This window comes from Sphingobacterium sp. B16(2022) (assembly GCF_012030425.1).
Taxonomy (GTDB): domain Bacteria; phylum Bacteroidota; class Bacteroidia; order Sphingobacteriales; family Sphingobacteriaceae; genus Sphingobacterium; species Sphingobacterium anhuiense.
Genome location: NZ_JAAUVN010000001.1, coordinates 1,399,269 through 1,420,412 on the forward strand (window position 1 = coordinate 1,399,269; position 21,144 = coordinate 1,420,412).

The 21,144-nt window shown below is 40.9% G+C and carries 22 protein-coding genes; 15 read left to right on the forward strand and 7 right to left on the reverse strand.

The window, feature by feature from the left end; all coding sequences use genetic code 11:
- The first annotated feature begins 3 nt into the window (after positions 1 to 3).
- The 5 genes from HCX49_RS06190 (at position 4) to moaCB (ending at position 3,530) form a co-directional block, all read left to right on the forward strand.
- A complete protein-coding gene (locus tag HCX49_RS06190; protein ID WP_168126522.1) occupies positions 4 to 738 on the forward strand; it encodes a sulfite exporter TauE/SafE family protein in 735 nt (244 codons plus the stop codon).
- 117 nt (positions 739 to 855) lie between these two features.
- Positions 856 to 1,086 (forward strand): MoaD/ThiS family protein, encoded by a 231-nt coding sequence (locus HCX49_RS06195; protein WP_168126523.1) that lies wholly within the window; start codon positions 856 to 858, stop codon positions 1,084 to 1,086.
- Between the two features lies 1 nt (position 1,087).
- Positions 1,088 to 2,185, forward strand: coding sequence for a HesA/MoeB/ThiF family protein (locus tag HCX49_RS06200; protein ID WP_168126524.1), 1,098 nt, complete (start codon positions 1,088 to 1,090; stop codon positions 2,183 to 2,185).
- Positions 2,186 to 2,614 carry a molybdenum cofactor biosynthesis protein MoaE gene (locus HCX49_RS06205; RefSeq protein ID WP_168126525.1) on the forward strand — a complete coding sequence of 143 codons (429 nt, stop codon included), beginning with the start codon at positions 2,186 to 2,188 and terminating at the stop codon, positions 2,612 to 2,614.
- A gap of 1 nt (position 2,615) precedes the next feature.
- Positions 2,616 to 3,530 (forward strand): bifunctional molybdenum cofactor biosynthesis protein MoaC/MoaB, encoded by a 915-nt coding sequence (moaCB, locus tag HCX49_RS06210; RefSeq protein WP_237682728.1) that lies wholly within the window; start codon positions 2,616 to 2,618, stop codon positions 3,528 to 3,530.
- Positions 3,531 to 3,540: 10 nt separating this feature from the next.
- Here the strand turns inward: moaCB and HCX49_RS06215 are convergent, their stop codons facing one another.
- On the reverse strand, positions 3,541 to 4,677 hold the full coding sequence (locus HCX49_RS06215) for a cysteine desulfurase family protein (protein ID WP_168126526.1): 1,137 nt from the start codon (positions 4,675 to 4,677) through the stop codon (positions 3,541 to 3,543).
- Between the two features lie 268 nt (positions 4,678 to 4,945).
- Here HCX49_RS06215 and HCX49_RS06220 point away from each other — a divergent pair, with 268 nt between their 5' ends.
- From HCX49_RS06220 to HCX49_RS06235, 4 genes are all read left to right on the forward strand, one after another.
- Entirely contained in the window at positions 4,946 to 5,404 is a 459-nt protein-coding gene (locus HCX49_RS06220; RefSeq protein WP_132768046.1) for a (2Fe-2S)-binding protein, read from the forward strand.
- Between the two features lie 40 nt (positions 5,405 to 5,444).
- Positions 5,445 to 6,086, forward strand: coding sequence for a hypothetical protein (locus HCX49_RS06225; protein ID WP_237682729.1), 642 nt, complete (start codon positions 5,445 to 5,447; stop codon positions 6,084 to 6,086).
- Between the two features lie 31 nt (positions 6,087 to 6,117).
- Entirely contained in the window at positions 6,118 to 8,340 is a 2,223-nt protein-coding gene (locus HCX49_RS06230; protein WP_168126527.1) for a xanthine dehydrogenase family protein molybdopterin-binding subunit, read from the forward strand.
- A gap of 87 nt (positions 8,341 to 8,427) precedes the next feature.
- Positions 8,428 to 8,880 (forward strand): nuclear transport factor 2 family protein, encoded by a 453-nt coding sequence (locus tag HCX49_RS06235; protein ID WP_021191769.1) that lies wholly within the window; start codon positions 8,428 to 8,430, stop codon positions 8,878 to 8,880.
- Between the two features lie 114 nt (positions 8,881 to 8,994).
- Here the strand turns inward: HCX49_RS06235 and HCX49_RS06240 are convergent, their stop codons facing one another.
- Positions 8,995 to 10,788, reverse strand: a complete 1,794-nt coding sequence (locus HCX49_RS06240; RefSeq protein WP_168126528.1) for a glycoside hydrolase family 15 protein — start codon at positions 10,786 to 10,788, stop codon at positions 8,995 to 8,997.
- Complete coding sequence (locus HCX49_RS06245; RefSeq protein ID WP_168126529.1) at positions 10,766 to 13,030, reverse strand: bifunctional alpha,alpha-trehalose-phosphate synthase (UDP-forming)/trehalose-phosphatase; 2,265 nt, start codon at positions 13,028 to 13,030, stop codon at positions 10,766 to 10,768. The genes HCX49_RS06240 and HCX49_RS06245 overlap by 23 nt, the downstream gene beginning before the upstream one ends.
- A gap of 671 nt (positions 13,031 to 13,701) precedes the next feature.
- On the opposite strand from HCX49_RS06245, the gene HCX49_RS06250 reads away from it, so the two are divergent.
- Positions 13,702 to 14,205, forward strand: coding sequence for a CinA family protein (locus HCX49_RS06250; protein WP_132768058.1), 504 nt, complete (start codon positions 13,702 to 13,704; stop codon positions 14,203 to 14,205).
- Between the two features lie 8 nt (positions 14,206 to 14,213).
- Here HCX49_RS06250 and HCX49_RS06255 read toward each other — a convergent pair whose 3' ends face one another.
- Positions 14,214 to 16,394: an ATP-binding protein gene (locus tag HCX49_RS06255; protein ID WP_132768060.1), complete on the reverse strand. Its 2,181-nt coding sequence runs from the start codon at positions 16,392 to 16,394 to the stop codon at positions 14,214 to 14,216.
- A 368-nt stretch (positions 16,395 to 16,762) separates the two neighbouring features.
- Here HCX49_RS06255 and HCX49_RS06260 point away from each other — a divergent pair, with 368 nt between their 5' ends.
- The 5 genes from HCX49_RS06260 (at position 16,763) to HCX49_RS06280 (ending at position 19,681) form a co-directional block, all read left to right on the forward strand.
- Entirely contained in the window at positions 16,763 to 17,377 is a 615-nt protein-coding gene (locus HCX49_RS06260; RefSeq protein WP_021190108.1) for a hypothetical protein, read from the forward strand.
- Between the two features lie 2 nt (positions 17,378 to 17,379).
- The gene (locus HCX49_RS06265) at positions 17,380 to 18,036 is read left to right on the forward strand and encodes a response regulator (RefSeq protein ID WP_021190107.1); all 657 of its coding nucleotides are present in this window, start codon (positions 17,380 to 17,382) and stop codon (positions 18,034 to 18,036) included.
- 150 nt (positions 18,037 to 18,186) lie between these two features.
- On the forward strand, positions 18,187 to 18,408 hold the full coding sequence (locus HCX49_RS06270; protein ID WP_132768062.1) for a hypothetical protein: 222 nt from the start codon (positions 18,187 to 18,189) through the stop codon (positions 18,406 to 18,408).
- Between the two features lie 11 nt (positions 18,409 to 18,419).
- Complete coding sequence (locus tag HCX49_RS06275; protein WP_165905828.1) at positions 18,420 to 18,584, forward strand: hypothetical protein; 165 nt, start codon at positions 18,420 to 18,422, stop codon at positions 18,582 to 18,584.
- Between the two features lie 212 nt (positions 18,585 to 18,796).
- Positions 18,797 to 19,681 (forward strand): SDR family oxidoreductase, encoded by an 885-nt coding sequence (locus HCX49_RS06280; protein ID WP_168126530.1) that lies wholly within the window; start codon positions 18,797 to 18,799, stop codon positions 19,679 to 19,681.
- Between the two features lie 72 nt (positions 19,682 to 19,753).
- Here the strand turns inward: HCX49_RS06280 and HCX49_RS06285 are convergent, their stop codons facing one another.
- The 3 genes from HCX49_RS06285 to HCX49_RS06295 form a co-directional block, all read right to left on the reverse strand.
- Entirely contained in the window at positions 19,754 to 20,218 is a 465-nt protein-coding gene (locus HCX49_RS06285; protein WP_021190310.1) for a hypothetical protein, read from the reverse strand.
- 44 nt (positions 20,219 to 20,262) lie between these two features.
- The gene (locus tag HCX49_RS06290; RefSeq protein WP_021190311.1) at positions 20,263 to 20,769 is read right to left on the reverse strand and encodes a pyridoxamine 5'-phosphate oxidase family protein; all 507 of its coding nucleotides are present in this window, start codon (positions 20,767 to 20,769) and stop codon (positions 20,263 to 20,265) included.
- A gap of 95 nt (positions 20,770 to 20,864) precedes the next feature.
- Positions 20,865 to 21,125, reverse strand: a complete 261-nt coding sequence (locus HCX49_RS06295; protein ID WP_168126531.1) for a hypothetical protein — start codon at positions 21,123 to 21,125, stop codon at positions 20,865 to 20,867.
- Positions 21,126 to 21,144 lie beyond the last annotated feature (19 nt).

Sequence of the window (21,144 nt, forward strand, 5' to 3'; positions counted from 1 at the left end):
TCTATGGATACCGAATTTTTTTTTATTATTTTATTTATTGTTGCTTTTTTATATGCCTCTGTTGGGCATGGCGGAGCGAGCGGTTACCTGGCTTTAATGGCTCTTTATGGCGTGGCGCCGCAAGAAATGAAACCTACAGCGCTGTTTTTAAATTTATTTGTTTCCTTGACTGCCTTTATTCAGTATTACCGCGGAAATCATTTTAAGAAAGAGATTTTTATACCCATAGCGCTGGCATCTATACCTTTTGCTTTTCTGGGCGGTATGTTATCGATCGATGATCATCTTTATAAAAAAATATTAGGAATTTTACTGTTGCTGCCGATCGTTCGATTTTTCTTTTTTAAGAATGTGGAAGACGATCGTCTGGTACCTCCAGTAAAATGGATTTCGATATTGTTGGGTGCTTTCATAGGGCTTCTGTCCGGAATGATCGGTATAGGTGGAGGCATAATCCTTTCACCTATTTTGATCTTGTTGCTATGGACCAACCAGAAGCAAACGGCGGCAATCAGTGCCGCATTTATTTTTGTCAATTCTTTGGCTGGACTGGGAGGAATGTTGACGCAGGGTATTACGTTGACTTCCAATATGATTTTATATATTGTGGTAGCATTCAGTGGTGGGCTTTTGGGTGCTTATTTAGGTTCTAAAAAGTTTAATCAGGATGTTTTAAAATATGTACTGGCAACAGTGTTACTCGTTGCCGCCTATAAATTGCTCTTTACTTCGGCATAGCTGCGCGGTAAGAAAGCAATAGTGATCAGAATTGGATAGATATGTCTTGACTTTTGACGAGCATGATCCCTATGGGATGTCTCATCAGATAAAAAGAATGCTTAATTTGAATAAGAGATGAATAAGATTAAAGTACTTGCATTTGGACCGCTTGTAGAAATTATAGAGAAAGAGTTCTTTATGGAAGCAGTGGATACGGAAAATTTGTTAACAAGTTTGATCCAGCAGTTTCCTTTACTCGAGAACCGTAAAATGGCGCTTGCAGTGAATGGAAAGATTACAAAAGAGGCGGTTCTGTTACAGGAATCAGATACGGTAGCACTTCTGCCACCATTTTCGGGAGGGTAATATGCATTGGGATCCACGATATGAGCGGCATTACAGTTTACCAGGTTTTGGTTATGAGGCGCAGGAAAAGCTTACCGCGGCTCAGGTACTTGTTGTCGGAGCTGGAGGGTTAGGCTGTCCGGTACTGCAGTATCTGACTGCGGCAGGTGTAGGGCGTATCGGTATCGTTGATTTTGATACGATAGAACTGAGTAATCTGCAACGCCAGACCCTATATAGCACCGCAGATCTTGGGCAGTTAAAGTGCGCAGTTGCTGTGCGGAAGCTAAGCGAGAATAATCCGTCTATCACAATCGTTGGACATCCTGTTTTGCTTGATGATAGCAATGCTAATGCTATTGTTTCACAGTATGATATCGTTGTTGACTGTACGGATAATTTTGCGGTACGTTATATTATAAACGATTGTTGTACGCGCTTAGAAAAACCGCTTGTTTTTGCGGCGATCTATCAATACGAAGGGCAGATAGCAATCTTTAATGTCGCTGATGATGATGGAACTGTCTGTCATTACCGCGATCTATTTCCACAAATCCCGAGTGCTGAAGAGGCTCCAAACTGCTCAGAAAATGGTGTATTGGGTGTTTTGCCTGGGATCATCGGACTGATGCAAGCCACCGAAGTGTTGAAGTTAATAACGGGTATTGGAGAGCCCTTGGTCAATAAGTTAATGACTTTTAATGTTTTGACCTATCAGTCCATGATCTTATCGATCACTCCGAATTCTGAAAGGGCTAAAGTTTATGCTACAGAAAAGAGGGAGGCCACTGAGCAGGACCGACATTTGGAACAGGATATCAGCTTGATATATCCGTATGAAATTGCATCTTATCTGCAGGATAAGAACGTCAGTCTGGTTGATATCCGGGAATCCTATGAGGAACCGTCATTTGCGATCGCAACACAGGAGATCCCTTTGTCAATACTGTTTGACCATTTGGATGAATTAAAGGCCACACATATTATTGTGGTATGTCAAAGCGGAAAACGCAGTTTACATGCCGCGGGAAAGCTGAAAGCGCATTTCGGTCCCGCAAAGAGGGTAAGTCACTTGGCGGGTGGCATTATTTCATATTTAAGTACTAATAAAGCAGAATAAATGAAAAATATATTTGTGCAGGGAGCCATTTCGCCAGATCAGATCGCGAAGAGTATTGCAGCACATAGCAGTAAAACAGCTATCGGTGCCCATGAGTTATTCTTGGGACAGATCAGAGCCGATGTGGTAGATGGAAAGTCTGTTGCCGCAATTGAATATACAGCTTACGAACAGATGGCTTTAGAAAAAATGGATACCATCAGAGAGGCAATGTTTGCCAAGTATAAGCTGATATGTATGCATGTGTACCATAGTTTAGGGACGGTGCCTACTGGACAGCTGTGCCTTTTTGTATTCGTATCTTCTAAACACCGTGCAGATGCGCAACAGGCTTGTCATGAGATTGTGGAGCAGATTAAAAAGGAACTTCCGATCTGGGGAAAAGAACTATTTGAGGACGATACACATCAGTGGAAAAAAAATAATTAAGATGGTCGATATTACACATAAATCCGCTACGTTGCGTAAAGCGGTAGCAACTGCATCTGTGGTTACTTCACATGGCCGAACGGTAGATGCTATCAAAAATGGTCAGGTTCCAAAGGGTAATGTTTATGAGTTTGCCCGTGCGGCTACGTTGCTTGCCATAAAAAAAACAAGCGATATCATCCCGGACTGCCATCCGTTGCCGATTGAATATGCGGCAATAGATTTTGAGATTGAAGAACTTACAATTAAGATTTCGGTAACTGTGCACACGATCTATAAAACCGGTGTAGAAGTCGAAGCGATGCATGGTGCTTCTGTCGCCGCACTGGTGCTGTATGATATGTTAAAACCGATCGATAAACATGTTGAAATCGGCTCGATTCGTTTATTGCACAAGTCGGGCGGAAAAAGTGACCACGCGCATCTGTTAGAAAACAGGAAGATCAAGGCTGCAGTTGTTGTTTGCAGTGATTCGGTCTATTCAGGTGAAAAACAGGACCGTTCGGGATTTGTATTGCAAGAGTTACTGGAAGATTACGGTATAGACGTCGTACGATTTGAGGTTGTGCCAGATGAAATTGATGCTATTCAACATCAATTGACGGTTTCCAGGGAATTAGGGGTCGATATGCTGATCTATACGGGTGGGACTGGAGTGTCTGATCGGGATGTTACGCCAGAGGCTGTGGAGCCTTATTTAACCAAGAAATTGCCGGGTGTAATGGAAATCGCAAGACAGTATGGACAGCAATTTGTAAAAACTGCTATGCTTTCCAGAGCGGTTGCAGGTTTTGCAGACCGAATGCTGGTCTTGACCTTGCCAGGGTCAACAAATGGGGTGAAAGAAAGTGTGAAAGCTTTATTTCCACAGATACTGCATGTTTTTCCTATTCAGGATAATCAGGGACATGGATAGCTTTTTAGCGCTATCCACGAAGTTTGGTCACAATTTTCTTGATCCTATCCAAGGTATAATCGATGTCATGGTCAGTTGTAAACCGGCCTAAACTAAACCGTATTGCACTGAGATTATCTTCATTCTTTAGTCCCATAGCCCGCAATACCGGAGAAGGTCTGTTTGTTACGGATGAACAGGCTGAGCCACTGGAAACAGCGATATTGCCCAGGGCTAGTATCATTTCTTGGGAATGGAGACCGCGCAAACTGATATTTGTGGTATTGAATATACGTTTGTCCAAGTGGCCGTTCACAAAAGTCTCATCGATTTCCAAAATGGATTTTTCCAAGGCATCGCGTAACGTTAAAATAAGTTTATTCTGATTTGCCATCTCCTGCTTTGCGATGGCAGCGGCAGTTCCAAGTGCTACAATACCCGGGACGTTGAGTGTGCCACTTCGCATACCTTGCTGTTGCCGACCTCCATGCAGCAAGGGTTCCAGTGAACCAATAGCAGGATTGGTATATAACGCGCCAATACCTTTAGGACCGTAAAACTTATGTGCTGAAATCGGCATAAAATCGATTTGCATCTGCTTTACATCAATCGGAATCTTGCCGACAGCCTGTGTCGCATCGCACAGGAACCATGCTCCCGCCTGATGGGTTAGGGTGGCAATTGATGGTATATCTTGCATAACACCTGTCTCATTGTTCACAAGCATGACACAAACAAGCGCCGTATCTGTTGTAATGCTATCCTCCAGCGTTTTTAAATCGATGATGCCATCTTTATCTACAGGCAGATAGGTGACAGCATATCCCTTAGTTTCCATGTAACGACAACATTCAAGTACTGCATTGTGTTCTGTGGATGCACAAATGATATGTTTACGGTGACCATAGGTCAGACCCTTTATCGCCATATTGATCGCTTCTGTGGCTCCTGACGTAAAAGTCAGTTCGCTTGCACGGCAATTAATTAAATGGGCAAGATCTTGCTGAGCAAAATCAATCTCTTCCTGAGCCTGCAATGCAAAAAGATGGGGACTGCTGGGATTGGCGTACTGCTGCTTGAAAAAGGGCAACATCCGTTCTAATACCCGATCATCAACGGGTGTAGTGGCATTATAGTCGAGGTATACGATTGATGACTGCATAGCCATAAATGTACTGAATTAATTTGAGAGGATGGGTCCAAAAAGCATCGTTTTGCTTGTAATCAACAACCCCATTTACGGATTCTTCTACCAATATTACTGTTTTGTGCTGTGCTCGATAATGTATAGGTGAAAAATACATATTTTTAAGACTAAGATCATGATGTGATGGCTTTTGAAAGTGGAGAGCCAAAGCATCTGAAAGAAAGAGGATAAGCCCAAAATAAACAAATGATGAATACAGACTGTTATATAACAACTAACATACACAATTATGGAAACCATTCGCATTAACAAAAAGGAATACGAGGTCGTTATTGATAAAGAGATGCCACTGCTGTGGTTTTTACGTGATGTCGTCGGTTTGACTGGAACAAAATATGGCTGCGGAGTAGCACAATGCGGTGCTTGTGTGGTCCATATGGACGGTGAAGCGGTAAGATCCTGTGTTACAAAAATGAAACGTGCAGTTGGCAAAGAGGTGATTACGATTGAGGGTCTTTCTGAAAAAGGTGACCATCCATTGCAAGTTGCCTGGAAAGATGTGGATGTGCCCCAATGTGGGTACTGTCATGCCGGTCAAATCATGTCGGCTGCTGTTTTATTACGTGAACGGCCGAATCCAACAGATCAGGATATTGATGATGCCATGACCGGAAACATCTGCCGTTGTGGAACTTATTCGCGAATTCGTCAGGCCATACATCATGCTGCATCATTGCAAAAGAAATAAATGGTTATGTATAGATGTGTAATCTGCTAAAAAATAGCTCATGAAAATATTAAATAATATAAAAAGCAAAGGGACTTATAAGCTTGCATTGACTTTGAGTGCCATCGGTCTGTTTTTAACGGTTCTGGTTTCTGCTTTTACAATTGATTCCAGATCTGAAAATACACTAGAACCGGATATCCATGTGAAAAAAGATAGCATACAGTCTGTTGAAGCGTTTAAAAAAGTATATGCTGTGCTACAGAGTCCCCGATGTGTGAATTGCCATCCAAGCGGTGATATTCCGCTTCAGGGTGATGAGCGCAAGTTGCATGCGATGTTTCCGAAACGTGGGCCTGAAGGAAAAGGTATGCTGACAATGAAATGTAATAACTGCCATCAGGATGAAAATACAGTAGGACTGAAAACCCCTCCGGGAAGTCCGAATTGGCATCTTCCACCTGCAGACATGAAAATGGTCTTTGAAGGAAAAAGCGCACATGAGCTGGCTAAGCAGTTGGTAGACCGTAAGCAAAATGGAAATAAAGATCTGAAAGCATTGCTAGCCCATGCGGATGATGGATTGGTAAAATGGGGCTGGGAGCCCGGAGAAGGAAGAACACTGCCTCCGATTAGTCATGCTGCTTTTAAAGAAGCTTGGATTACCTGGTTGACAACAGGTGCTTATGCTCCCACGAAGTAATTATTTTTTCAAAAAATCAAAGAAATAAGCGATGACAACAGATAAAACGACGCTAGGCAGAAGATCTTTTTTAAAAGCCGCGCTTTTAGCCGGTGGCGGAATGATTTTACATTTCAACTGGCCGGGTGCTGGAGCGATGGCAAGTGAGCCGGGACCAGCAGCTGATACATTAATTGAATTAAACAGCTATATTAAAATTTACCCTAATGGCGATATCCTGTTATTTAATCCCAATCCTGAATTTGGACAGAATGTAAAGACATCTCTTCCGATGATCCTCGCAGAGGAACTGGATGTAGCCTGGGAGAAAGTAACGGTGCAGCAGGCTGATTTTTTTCCAGAAAGATATGGACGTCAGTTCACTGGCGGTAGTCAGTCCGTTCGGCAGGCTTGGCCCGTGTTACGCACAGCAGGAGCTACGGCGCGGCAGATGCTCTTAATAGCAGCTTCTGAAAAATGGGCTGTACCGCTAAACGAAATGCATACAGAAGCGGGTGTCATTTTCCACAAAAAAAGTGATCAAAAAATAACTTACGGTGAAATTGCCTCTCAGGCAGCCCGAATACCGGTACCAAAAGATGTGAAGTTAAAAGACGTGGCTGATTTTAAAATAATAGGTTCGTCAAAGCAAAATGTAGAACTGGATAATATTGTAACGGGTAAACCTTTATTTACCAGCGACTATAAGCAGGAGGGTATGCTGATTGCTATGATTGTACATCCACCAGCCTTTGGGCAGGAGATCACAGCGTTTGATGATACTGCAGTACGTCAAATGCCGGGGATAAAGGATGTTTTTCTGATTGAACCGCTAGCAAAGGACTATACGCGCAATTATTTTGATACGATGAGTTTCGGCAGCTTAGCTGTAGTTGTGGGTACTTCTACCTGGGAAGTGATGCAGGCAAAGAAAAAACTGCAATTGGAACTGCAAACGGCCTCAAAAAGGAAGAATAAAGACACACTTCAACTGGAGAGTACAGCTGGTCATTATGCAGATATGGATCGATATGCAAAGATTCCAGGGGAAGTTAAACGTAAGGATGGAGATCCAGATGCTGCATTTAAAAATGCTGCCCGCATCATTGAGCGAACGTATACAGCACCATTTTTGGTTCACAATACCATGGAGCCCGTTTCCTGTTTTGCTCATGTAACGGCAGATCAAGCGGAATTATATGCGCCTATCCAGGCACCGGAGGTCATCACAACAACCTTGGTGGCCCGATTAGGGTTGCCTAAAGAAAAGATAAAGATTAAACTCGCCCGTATGGGTGGCGGTTTTGGACTCAGGGCTTATGGACATCATCTGGTGGAGGCCGCCGTGATCTCTCAGAAATTAAATGCTCCTGTGAAATTGATGTATACCCGTGAAGATGAAGCGACCTATGGTATTTATAGACCTACTTACAGTGCAACATATCGGGCTGCTTTAGATAACAATAATCAGTTGATCGGATTTCATGTCAAGGCTGGGGGAATACCGGAATCTCCGCTACATGAAAATAGATTTCCGGCGGGAGCTGTTGACAATTACCTTGCCGAATCCTGGGCGGTTGATTCCGATATTACGATCGGAGCTTTTCGTGCACCGCGATCCAATTTTATGGCTAGCGCTGAGCAGTCATTTTTGGATGAACTGGCTGTTGAAATGAAAAAAGATCCGATCGATTTTCGTCTGGAATTACTTAAAAGGGCGAAAGAACGTCCTGTTGGACAACGTAATGATTATGATGCATCACGGTACGCAGGTGTCCTGCAATTGTTGAAGGAGAAAGCCAGTTTGCTTAAAAAACCCGAAGGCACGGGAAGAGGAGTTGCCGCTTATTTTTGCCATAATACCTATGCAGCGGCTTTGGTCGATATAGGCGTTAAGAATAATGAACCCTATGTTGTACAGGCGATTGCAAGCGTCGATTGTGGTATTGTGGTAAATCAGGATGCAGCCGTCAATATGGCGGAAGGTGCGGTGATTGACGGTATTGGAAATGCACTATACGGAGAACAATTGTTCGCAGATGGAGTACCCCAGAAAAGCAACTTCAATACTTATCGGATCATTCGTATGAATGAGTGTCCAAAACATATCGAAGTTCATTTTGTGCAAAATCAGGAAAACCCCACAGGAATGGGAGAGCCGGTATTTCCGCCGATGTTCGGTGCTGTTGCCAATGCTCTTTTTCACCATACTGGTAAACGATACTATAACCAACCTTTTATGAAACAATACTTAGCTCACGGAGCGCATGGTTAATTCTCTATTAGCCTTTCGTCTAATTGGAGGATTGATCGTATTTATGAAACTTAAAGAACATCAGTTTTAATATAAAAACAATAAAAAATGAAAAAAGCTATTTTTGGATTACTCTTATTTGTCTTGACAGTGCAGTTGTCTTTTGCACAAAAAATGAATGCAGTAGAAGAAGTGAAGGAACTGTCGAAATTGAAGTGGCAGTGGATGGCTGATAAGAATGTCGATAAACTCGCAGCATTATTCGATGATAAGTCAAAGTTTGTTCATATGAGCGGAACATGGAAGAAGAATGAAGAACTCGACATTATAAAAACCGGTCGAATCTGGTATAAGAAAGCCGCTATTCATGATGTAGCGGTCGAGATCGTAGATGATGTTGCAATTGTTTGGAATAGAATTACCTTAACAGCTGATGTGCGTGGAAATGATGCAGTAACGGAGTTTACGGTAACGGAGGTTTACAAAAAGCAAAAGAAAGATTGGAAGATGCTGGCCATGACGTTTAGCAGTGTGCGTGATACGCATAAAATCGAACATTAAATAAGAACTTAAATTTTATACAGCAATAAGTTTTACAATATAAAATGGCATAATAGAAATTGAGCGTAAATCTCTTTTTCTATTATGCCATTTTTCTAATCATTTCATTATAGATTACAAGAATGCAGGGTGATCCAGTTTAACCGCTATGCGGTTTGCCGCATTGACCAGACCCACATGACTGTAAGCCTGTGGGAAATTGCCCCATTGACTGCCGTCTTGTTCATCGACATCTTCACTGAATAATTTGAGGTGATTGCCGTAACCAATCAACTGCTTAAATACCTCTTGCGCTTCTTCCAAACGTCCTACACAGGCCAGTGCTTCCACATACCAGAAGGCACATACCAGAAATGTTGATTTCGGTTTTCCAAAATCGTCTTTATGCAGATAACGGTAAAACAGTCCATTTTCTCCTTTCAGCTCTTCTTCCAAAGCTTCGAGGTGGCGTTTTGCCTTATCACTGGCCGGATCCAAATAATTCATCATGATCAGCTGTAGGGTAGAGGCATCTAAATTGGGGTTTTTAGTTGCCGTGGTATACACGCCACGCTCTTCATCGTAGCAGCTTTCAATATGTACACTGGCGCGCTCCCGTAGTTCTTGAGCTTTAATTTTGATTTCTTCAAAACCGTACTGCTCGGCAATTTTTAAAGCTGCTGTCGCACCGGCCCATTGAAACAGATTGGAATAGCAGTGTCTGTTTTCAAAATTCCGGAATTCCCAGATCCCCGCATCGAACTCATCGATGGTGCTTTCAATTTTCTTCAGAATATAGTTGGTCCAGGATTTGGCCAAACCGGTATTCTGATGACTAAAGCGGTGATCGGTAAACATAGGGAGCAAGGCAAGTAGCGCCTGTCCGTACACATCATTCTGAATGTGTTCAAAAGCCTGATTACCCAAGCGTACGGGCTTATTTCCTAAGTATCCTTCGAGATGGTCGAGCGTGGTTTCTGTTAACTGATGCTGCCCCATGATACCGTAGAGCGGCTGCAGGCGTCCGCGATCCGTCTGTGTAATATTAGCAATGTAGGAAGCGTATTTCTCCATCTCTTCAAACTGCCCGATGTGGCTCAGGGCAGTCAGTACATAGTAGCTATCCCGCAACCAGCAGTAGCGATAATCCCAGTTACGGCCACTTCCCGGATGTTCGGGAAGACTTGTCGTGCTGGCCGCAATCAAAGCACCTGTATCCTCATACTGATGAAGTTTAAGAACCAGCGCAGAACGAATGACTTCTTTCTGGCAGAATGGGGCGATGGAAGCATTTTTTACCCAGCGGTGCCAATAACTTTTAGTTCTGCTTAAAAAATCTTCTGCGGTTCGTTCTATCGGAGCCTCAAATGGGCTTCCGAATGTCATCACCAAATAAACAGTACTGCTCAGTACATGCGGAATATCATCGAAAAAATGGCTTACAGGCATATTTGTTGCCAAGCGCATTCTGATGTCCTCCTGTTCAAATTGGATATGGTTGCTGCCGCGGTTTTTCGTGAATCCCTGTTTTCCGTATTGATACTTAGGTGTACAGCGAACACGGATCTTTGGTCGTCCCGAAATGGGTTCTACCTTACGGACCAACATCAGTGGTTTGTAATAGCGCTCGTACTGCTCAAAACGTGGGGCAAAATCGGTGATCCGATAACTGCCTTCTTCGGTTGTCAACGTCGTACATAAAATATTGGTGTTTTCAATGTACTGCTGATCGGTATTCGTGATTTCTGAAGTGGGCAGGATCGAAAATTCACCTCCATTCTCCTGGTCTAATAAACTACCGAACACAAATGAATCTTCAAAGGTCGGCCAACATAGCCAGGTAATATTTCCGGTGATATTGACATGGGCAATGTAGGAACAATTGCCGATGATGCCACTGTTATATTTATGCTTCGGTGTTTTGGTCATAAGTTTCAATTTTTTTAATTTCTGAATCTGTTCCGTTGATCTGCTGTTGTTTTACTCTATTGTAAGCAAAGTATTCGATCAGCTGAACGGCTTCTTGCTGTGTATCTACATAAAACTGCGCAGCGGACTTTTTATTGCCCACCTTAATGGTAATCGCATCCGCAGGGAGTTCTAAGAACATATCTTCGTCGGTCGCATCATCGCCGATCGCAAAGATGAAATCGGGATTATAGCTGTTGACGATTTCCATTGCTGCTTTACCTTTATTGAGCTCGCTGTTTTTGACTTCAATCACTTTATCGCCCATTAATAACTGCAAGCCATGCTGCTGTACTAAATAGCGTAAGCTCTCCACCAGTTCCAGCGCGCGAAGCTGTCCAAGTCCGGGCTGTGCTTTACGGTAATGCCAAGCTAAAGAATATGACTTTTCTTCAATCACACAACCAGCTGTATTGTTGGCAAATTTGGTCATGATATGTTTCACCGGGATTTTCCATCGCGTAGATAAGATTGCACCGCTTTGCCATTTGTGCGTCGGATAATTACTCCATGCGCCATGTTCTGCGACCAGATAATACTGTCTATCGGAAAACCAGCTGTCGAGTGTCTCATGTGGTCTGCCACTAATGATCACGACTTGACTGGCATCATTTTCCTGCAGCAGATTTAAGGTGTCGTAAAGTGATTCCGTTGGAATTGCCGCAGCGGCATCGTTTTGAAAACCGATCAGGGTGCCATCGTAGTCGAGAAAGAATAACCTTCTGGTTGCACGGTTATATTGATCGAGTATGGCTAGCTTGGTCTGCTCATTGATCCTTCTGGCCATTTCATTCTGCTGGAATAACTTGATTTCACGAAGTCTGCTGAAGAATAAGCGTACCCAGTGTCTGACATTAAATTTCTTGACAATTTCAATGCTGTCATTGAGTCGCATACGCTGTTCAGAAACGGGCATCTGTAAAGCTTTATAAATAGCTTCGGTAACCTGATCTGTTGCATTGGGATTAATATGGATGGCCTGTGTCAATTCTTTTGCAGCACCGGCCAATTCGCTTAAGATCAGCACTCCATCGGTATTTTCCTTACTGGCGATATATTCTTTACACACCAGGTTCATACCGTCTCGTAGCGAAGTGATCAAACAGATATCAGCAGAAACATACAGCGCAGATAACTCTTCCATTGGAAACGAATTGTAGAAATAGGCGATTGGGGTCCATTCATTGTTACCAAAAACAGCATTGATATGGCCTACAGTTCGGTCTATTTCGTCCAGTAATTGTTTGTACTGCGCAACATGATCCCGTGAAGGAACTACGATCATATAAAGAACTACCTGTCCTTTTAACTCTGGATATTTAACCAATAAATTTTCGTAGGCGAGCAAGCGTTCAATGATGCCTTTGCTGTAATCAAGGCGATCGATGCTGAGTATTATTTTCTGATCTTTATAATAATCTTTTATTGCTTGCGCCCGTGTCTGAATGGGCTCGCTATTGGCGAGCTTCGAGAATTTATCAAAATCGATACCCATCGGGTAGACCTCGGTAAAAATACTTCTTCCATCTGTATGCAGGCAATTGTTCTGAACATTTAGGCCAAGAATATGTGCACAGGAATTCAAAAAGTGCTGGGTATCATTGAAGGTATGGAATCCGATTAGATCGGCACCAAGCAGTCCGTTTAGGAGCTCATTGCGCCAAGGGATGCTTCTAAATACCTCATCATTTGGAAAGGGGATATGTTGGAAAAAACCGATTGCAATAGTAGGATACGATTTTCTGACTAATTGCGGCAGGAGCATTAATTGATAATCATGAATCCAGACTTCATCTTTTTCCTGCACATTTTGCTGATCCACAACCTGTGAAAACTTGGCGTTTACCTGCTGGTACATTTCCCAGTCCGGCGTGCGGTATACAGCATAAGATGGTCTATAATGAAAAACGGGCCATAAGACTTCATTCGAAAATCCTTCGTAGTATCCTTTTAATTCCTCTTCGGTCAAAAAGACTGGAATAAGATTGTGTTCGGCCAATCCTTGGGTAATGATCTCTTCTTCTTGTGTATTTAAGGGAATAATTCCGGGCCAACCAATCCATATGTTTTCATCGCTCTTGTAAACGGAACCTAAACCTGTTGCCAGTCCACCTTCACTTGGGATAAACTGAAGTTCATTGTCTTTACGTTCAATACGTATGGGTAATCTATTGGAAACGATAATTGTTCTTTTCTTATACATGGTTTTCTCAGATTTTGGACGATCTTGTAATGTGTAGGTCGTCGGTTTTTAACGCGCTAATTATTATTTAAGTTTTGTGCTACAATGGGGTGTTTATTATTTGGATAAAGCCTGGACTACTGCACATTTTTGTTCCATGCTGCAGGTTCAATGCCCATATCTTTTTGTAGACTGGCCTTGGACAGGGAGGCAAGTCATCTGTTTTTAGTGTTTTGAATAGTGTTGATGTGTTCATAAATATATGATGTTCTATAGTATTTTGCGATCTCGTGCGCCTGGAGAGGCTTTATACGGATTGCTTTAAATCACAGCTGTATACAAGCGAATTTCCAGCCAAAAAAGCGTTTAAAAGTTTAATAAAAGCCATCTTTAATATAGCGGGTATTTATACCTGTTGTATAGTCATTTTATCTATAGGGATGTGACTGATAGTGTATTAGCAATATAGTCTTGCTCCTAAAGGACCTTAGGCAGTGAAACGTCTTTGGAAATGTCAGTATTATTTGCGTGCTGGTTGCCAAAATTGGGTATTTATACCCCCTGAAATAGTGCGGATCTCTGCTATTAAAATAAATATTATCCTATCTGGAAATGTCTATAATGAACTATTGGGGTGTCCAAGTTGTTTGTAAATAAAGTTTTCACTTCATCACCACTAACAATTAACATATATGATGGAATATATTGATACGACAACATTAGACAAAGTTGGTCAGTTTTTAAAAGATAACCAGCTCAAGGTCTTTATAGGAGAAAGTATGACGGGTGGTTTTCTCGGCAGTGTGCTGAGTATGCAGACGGACTCTGGATCTTATTTCCTAGGAGGAGTAACGAGCTATGCGACAAGTGTCAAAAAATCTTTGTTGCAGGTGGATGATCATAGCATTTCTTACTTTACTCCAGAGTCATCGGAAGTCACGTTTGAAATGCTGGAGGGGCTTAAAAAATTAGTGGAGGCCGATGTTTATGTGGCGATAACCGGGATGGCTTTTCCGGATTCATCCACTGAACATCAAGCTGAGGTGGGCGATATCTTTATAGCCATATGCTTTAGTGGTATCCATATGCGAAAAACACTGCACTGTGTAGACTGCGATGCTGCCCAGATTTATATCACCGCAGTCAACCATATTATCCATGAACTGTACCGGTTCACCCTTGATCTGGATGATTAGCAATTTTTTTACAGATCATCTAAAAGCATACTGGGTGGGAATTCTTCAACAATAGGGAAGTAGAGGTAAACGGTCGTTCCTTTTTCTTCTTCAGAATCTATTTTGATGGTTCCCCCTAATCTTTCCATAATACGCTTCACTAAGGAAAGACCAACACCTGTTCCTTCGATGTGATCCACATTTTTTCCCCTTTTAAAAATCTCAAATATGCTGTGCAGGTTTTCTTTGGGAATACCGATACCCTGATCTTTTATCTTATAACAGACCTGCTCATCTTCAAAATAGCTGTCAATGTGAAGCTTTACGCCGGCGGTGCCAGGACTGTACTTGATCGCATTGCCGATGATATTACTGAAGATCTGATACAAAGCACTTTTCTCACCCCATACCGGAAGCAATTTACCGTAATCAACCGTTGCTAAAGCGGGATTGTGCAGGATAATACTTTCTTTATAGATCTGATCCAATGTGTATGCCATCGGAATCGGATCTTTCGTGAAGGTTCCGGTTTTACGTTGGGAAAGTAACACGACATTGTTGATGATACTTTCAATACTTTCCGTGCTGGCGATCAGATTGCTGTACCATTTTTGCAGTGCTGCGGGATTGAGAGACTGTTTACTGTTCTGTAAAAATTGGATCCCCATTTTGAGAATGGATAATGGATTTTTTAAATCGTGGGAAAGTGTAAAGGTTAACATCTCCAATTCATTGTTGAGTGCTAACAGCTGTTCACTCCATTGTTGTTTGTCTTTTAATTTTCCAACAATGGATTCCTTTAAAATTTGATTTAGGCGTAGTACAAAACTGATTTCGACATCGTTCCAAGGGGTAGCGATATCGTAATTAACACTTTCAGTGAGGTCTATCTGTTTAATCCCATCGTTGCCATCTGTTTCCGGAGTGACATGCATCTCCATTACATTGCTCACGGTTTCTTTTCGGAACCAAATCAGGACCTGATCACTCAAAAGCCCTATCTTAAGATACATAAGCCCTGCAAAAGGTAATTGTCCTTTAATCTTTTCCCCATGGCTTTCTCTAAAATTATTATCCTTAAATAAGGCTTTTTCGGAGTGGGTCTGAATAAAGGTTATGATCTCATATAGCTGTCCTTTATTCGGACAGATCCCGTGAAAATAAACATCACCCTGATTAAATATGGCCAGACCGTCTGCATTGACCATGTCCATGATGGTACCCATATGTTGCACAAGGGCACAATTGGCCGTCTTGTATTTTAACAAATCAATTTTCAGATTGACTTCCACGTCTTTTAGAAGTTTGCCTCGCTCCAACAGATCCTGATTGATGTAGTTTTCATATTTACTGGTGGCATTTTGGATCATAAAAGTACAGAGCTTTCGTTGCTGCAGATCGATATTCTTTTCTTTGTGATGATGCCCAATTAAAAGCCCCCAAAACTGTCCACCTACATGTATAGAAAAAAACAGGGCACTTGTAACTTCCTTTTCCGATAGGAAGAGCCGGTGCAGTTCAGGAACTGGAGCCAACTGACTCTCCAGTAGATTGATCTTTGGATCAATGGAATAGAACTGTTGCTGGTTATCCCGTAGATTGGGACTATAGCGGTATGAACACATGCTGTAATAGGGGAAAACCTCTTTCGGCATAAAGCTTTTCGAGAATTCCATATTCCTGTAATATGCTTTCCCGTCTAACGTATCTTCTGCAATGACCTGGCTATAGCCCGTTTCCTGCACCTGAACGACAAATACATGGTCATAATGAAGGATCCGGTTAATAGCGTGGCAGACCAGATCCCAGTTGTTGGGTTTTATGGTGTCTAAAAGGAAACTAAACTCATTTATTTTTTTTGCCGAAGTATATTTTTTATACTGCTCCTCCCATTCGATAAACAAATGATCATCGTGTAAACTTAATTTGAGATAGATTCTTTTATTGGGTAATTTGAGGGGCAAGATCTGTCTCGGATATTTTTTATCCCGTATATTTTCCAATACCTGACATATTTTTACAAAATGTTTTCCAAATAAATCAGCAAAATAGAGATCAAATTTAGATCCTAAAATGAGATTATGTTCTGTTTGATTGACCGTATGAAGAACATTTTCGCTTACTCCTGTGATATGAAAATCAAAATCAAGGACAATGAGACTACCAAATTGTTGAATAAAGTTAATGGGTAAAGGCACGTTGTTTTCCATTTTATTAATTGCGTTGGAGCATGCTAAATTTAATAAAAAAAATGAATTACTTCCATCAGTGGAGGCAGTATTGAATTATTAATTCTTAAAAAAAAATTAAATGTTTCCTAAATATAAGGATTAAAATAGGAAAAACTCTTTTTTTTATTTTAATCAATTTTTTATTTGATTTTTTTTGTTTGAACATTCATACACATTTTTAATTGAAAATGAATTCTTTATGTTACATAAATCTTAGAATCAGTTTTCAGCGTATATATACGTATTGTAATTAAGTATTAATTTTTGTAGTAACGGTGCGATCTTTGCTTAAAGCTATCTGCATCTTTAAGTGTTATGCAAATAACCTTATTTCATGACATCAGAGTATGAACAAACGGGAGGAATTTTATAAAATAGTAATCAAGGAATATGAGAAGCGGAATTTGAAGTATGGACAGGTTCTGAGGGAAAATATTGCCCAGGATCTATATGCAATACGCTTGAATTTGCAACGCTATGCGATGGAGCATGGTAACTCGGTTGAGTTGGATAATACCAAAAATATGGTCACCGACACGATCAGTAAAGTACAGCATTTATCAAACATTTTGTTAAATGGTGTTTTACGTGACTTTGGATTGAAAAGAGCCTTGGAAGATCATTTTCTGGTTAGCAATCCAAATAACGATATTGCTGTGGATAAGCAAGTGAACGACTTGGATTTTAGCTGTCAGTTGCTCATCTTTCATATGGTCAGGTATGTTGTCTCGGCAATTGTAACAGATGAACTACCATTTTTAGGGATTCATCTATATGCCGATGATCATGATTTATATCTTGAAGTATATGGACTTAACAATAATTATATAGATAAACTTAAACAAAGCAATAGTAAAAAAATTAAAAAACTGCAAAACCGCGTTAATCTGCTTGAAGGATCACTAACATTTGCAAGTGACAATCAAGAGAATAAGATAGTAGTTATTGTAAAACTAAATTAAATATGGTTAAAATTGTTATAGCTGAAGATCATCTAGTTGTCCTCAATGGAGTGAAACTATTATTGGAATCGCAATCTGATCTGGAAGTTATTGATCAGGGAACGAATGGTAATGAGGTATTGGAAATTATGAGCAAAGGGAATATTCCAGATGTTCTGATAACCGATATTAATATGGCAGATATGGATGGGCTGGAACTCATATTGAAAGTGAAATCGCAGTACCCGTCTGTAAAAATAATTGTTCTCTCCATGTTGAATAGTTTACAGCATGTACTGCAAGCTTTTAAGAATGGTGCGAATGGCTATCTCGTCAAAAATGTAGGATACGAGGAAATGCTGTATGCCATTAGACATGTTGCCAATGGTGGACAGTTTATCTGTGAAGAGATTGGAGGTATCATGCTCGATACTTTACAGAAGTCACCAACTGCTTTCTTAAACATTGAACAAATCATGGAGAAGATGGGGCTTTCGGAAAGAGAGATGGAAGTACTGGAGCTCATTGGTGAGGGATTTACGAATATGCAGATCGCTGATAAACTATTTTTAAGCAAACGTACTGTAGAAGGGCATAGACAAAATTTACTGGAAAAAACCGGTGTGAAAAATACCGCTGCGCTGATTAAATATGCGATTAGAACAGGTTTAATGCAATAATGGAACAAAGAAGTTTAACAATAATAATAAATGAAAGGGAGCACAGGTATTAATACCTGTGCTTCTTTGTTTTAATGCGTATATCGTGATATTGAGCAAACAATCACCCTGATACAGTCGTTATTTATGTATACATCAATTTATAACACTATGAAAAACTTCAAATTAGCGGCATTATCGGGAATTATAGTTTTAGGTATAATGGGTTCATGTCAGAATGACTCAAAAAGTAACAACAGTGAAGGTAATAGTAGTACAATTGCTCCCTCTGCAGGTGATGAAACACGCTACAATTTAAGCGAACAGCAGGAAATGACTTTGCAGGGCGATACGATTAAAATAGATTCTACAAAAAGTGATTCTATTAAATAACTTAAGAAATCATGGAAAACAATTTTGATAACAAGACTAATTTCTCAGAGGAAGAAGTCCCAAAGGAAGCACATGAAGAACAGGGTGATAAACCTGCTGCCAAAACGATCCCATGGGCAATTTGGATTGCAGTAATTGTCATGATCATTGTCTTCCTTTATATGTGGCAACGATAATTTTGACATCAGGCATTCCACATCGGCATTGTTTTAAATCTTTAGGTTGTTAGCGCCAACCTAAAGATCAGGTAAAGCACAGTGCTGATTGTGGAATGCTTGCTTTTTGCACGCGCACAATACGATTCTTATAACCCAATATAAGAAGTTATACCTACCTGCTTTAATCTCTTGTATTGGGAAGATTAACAAGTTCACTAAAAATTATTCTTATGAAAGTTACGACATCAAAACATCCTGCGTATCCGCAACCGCCATTTAAGAAACAGGATCAGCCTGTGCCGGGCGTATCCAAGAAAATGGATCCCGTGCCCGACCATGGAGAGAAATCATATATTGGAAATAATTTGCTAACCGGGCAGGTCTGTTTAATCACCGGCGGAGATTCAGGTATCGGCAAAGCGGTTGCCATAGCCATGGCTAGGGAAGGTGCTGATATCGCAATTATCTATCTGGATGAGGTCGAAAGTGAAGATGCTGCAGATACAGCGAGCTGGATTGAAAAGGCTGGAAGAAAAGCACTACTGATTCAAGGAGATATACGGGAAGAATCTTTTTGTGAGTCCGCTATTAAGCATACGATCAAGGAATTTGGAAGACTGGATATTTTAATTAACAATGCGGCCTATCAGATGAGTTATCAGTCTGTGACCGATATCTCTGCCGAAGAATGGAATAAGACATTTGAAACAAATGTGAGCGGGATGTTTTATTTGACCAAACATGCCAAGCCACATCTTCCCAAAGGTGGGAGTGTGATCAATACGACTTCTGTCAATGCTTATGATCCTAATCCATCTTTGTTGCCCTATGCAGCGACAAAAGCGGCGATCCAAAATTATACTGCAAGCCTTGCCCAGCAATTTTTTGAGGACGGTTCAGATATCCGGGTCAATGCTGTTGCACCCGGACCGGTGTGGACACCACTGATTCCGAGCACCATTCCTGATCATGAAAAATTTGGAGCCAATACACCGATCGGCCGACCTGGCCAGCCTGCAGAGCTGGCACCTATTTATGTATTTTTAGCGTCAGCCGCGGCTTCTTATATTTCGGGAGCGACAATACCGGCTACCGGAGGACGTGTCACCATCTAGTATGATGCATTTGTAAAAACAAAAAAAGCTAGCATTTATAAAATGCTAGCTTTTTTTTATTTGACCGGAAGACTACACAGCTCCGCGTGCGGCAGCTAGACAGTCATCACCATATTTTAAAATATGATCTTTATCTTGAGCAGAGATTTTCTTTTCTAAGAATGCTTTCTCCACATCAGTTCTGTCCTCAATGATATCTTTTTCGGCTTCAACAATATCATCGTTTGTTTTCGCATTGATGCGATCTACAATTGACTTACCTAAGTCTGAAGCCAATTCTTTTGCTTTACTATTTGATAATGCAGGCATCGCAATTTTAGCTACTGCGGCATTTGCCGCTGCCATATTGGAATAGACTGTTTTTTCCATATCAATATTCGCTGCTTTATCAGAAGCTTTTTCAGCATCAGTGGCAGCATCCATTGCTTTCTCTTCTGTCTGCTCCATTGCTTTTTCTGCTTTTTCCTGTGGTGTGTTGTTACATGCGTATAGCGTAGCGGCAGATAACGCCATTGTCAATAATGCTACTTTTCTCATAATATATGTGTTTTTGTGAATTTCTAATTTTTTAATACTACCAGTTATACCAGGATGTCACCTTCTCTTCCTTGATCACCCAGATCGCCACCTATGGCATTAATCAGTGTGACGGCATAGGAAACAAGTTTATGATGTTTGGTATCCCAGTAATGTGCCTTTTCAGGAACGATCTTAAATAAAATGATATTGGGGTCTTCACGGCCTTTTTCAAACCAACCTTCTACAAATTTGTTCCAGTATTTGTCAATTCTTTGCTGATCATCGACGGCTTCCGCACTTCCGTATAAAGCGAGGTACTCCATGGAAGAAGGATCTGAAAAATACAGCTGCACTTGTTTGTCCTGATTAATATTTTTGTATTTATCGCTTTCTTTTGATGCAAGAAACCAGATATTGCCCTGATCATCCACTTCTTGAACACTCATCGGAGTGGATTCGAATGGTGGCTGTTTCAGATCGGTACAGAAAAAACAATAATTGATGCCTTCGGCAAGCTCTTTGATTTTTTGTCGAGCTTCTTCTCTGTTTATAATATTCTCTTGACTCATGTTAATGGCGTTAAATGTTTGTTTAAAATGATGTTTGGATATCTTTTGCGGTAACTAAACTTGCAATAAGGAAATACAGCTTAATCTCGAACTCGTTATCTTCTGGATTTTAATAAGTCGGTCGGGCAGGAACTATTATCACCATCCAACATCGACAGCAGTCCACTTTTTTTATTTTTTGATTCGCAGCATTTCCATATAATAAGGGCTACAATTGCACCACCTAACCAGAAGAGATTTTTATTACATTTTGCTTTCTTCTCTTTTTTAAAAGCTTCTTTACCGTACCGATGTGGGGAAGTGCCACTGCTTTCGTTTACTTGTTCAAATTCTTCTTTTAATTGTGAGTTTTTCATGATTGAATCTTTATTGTTA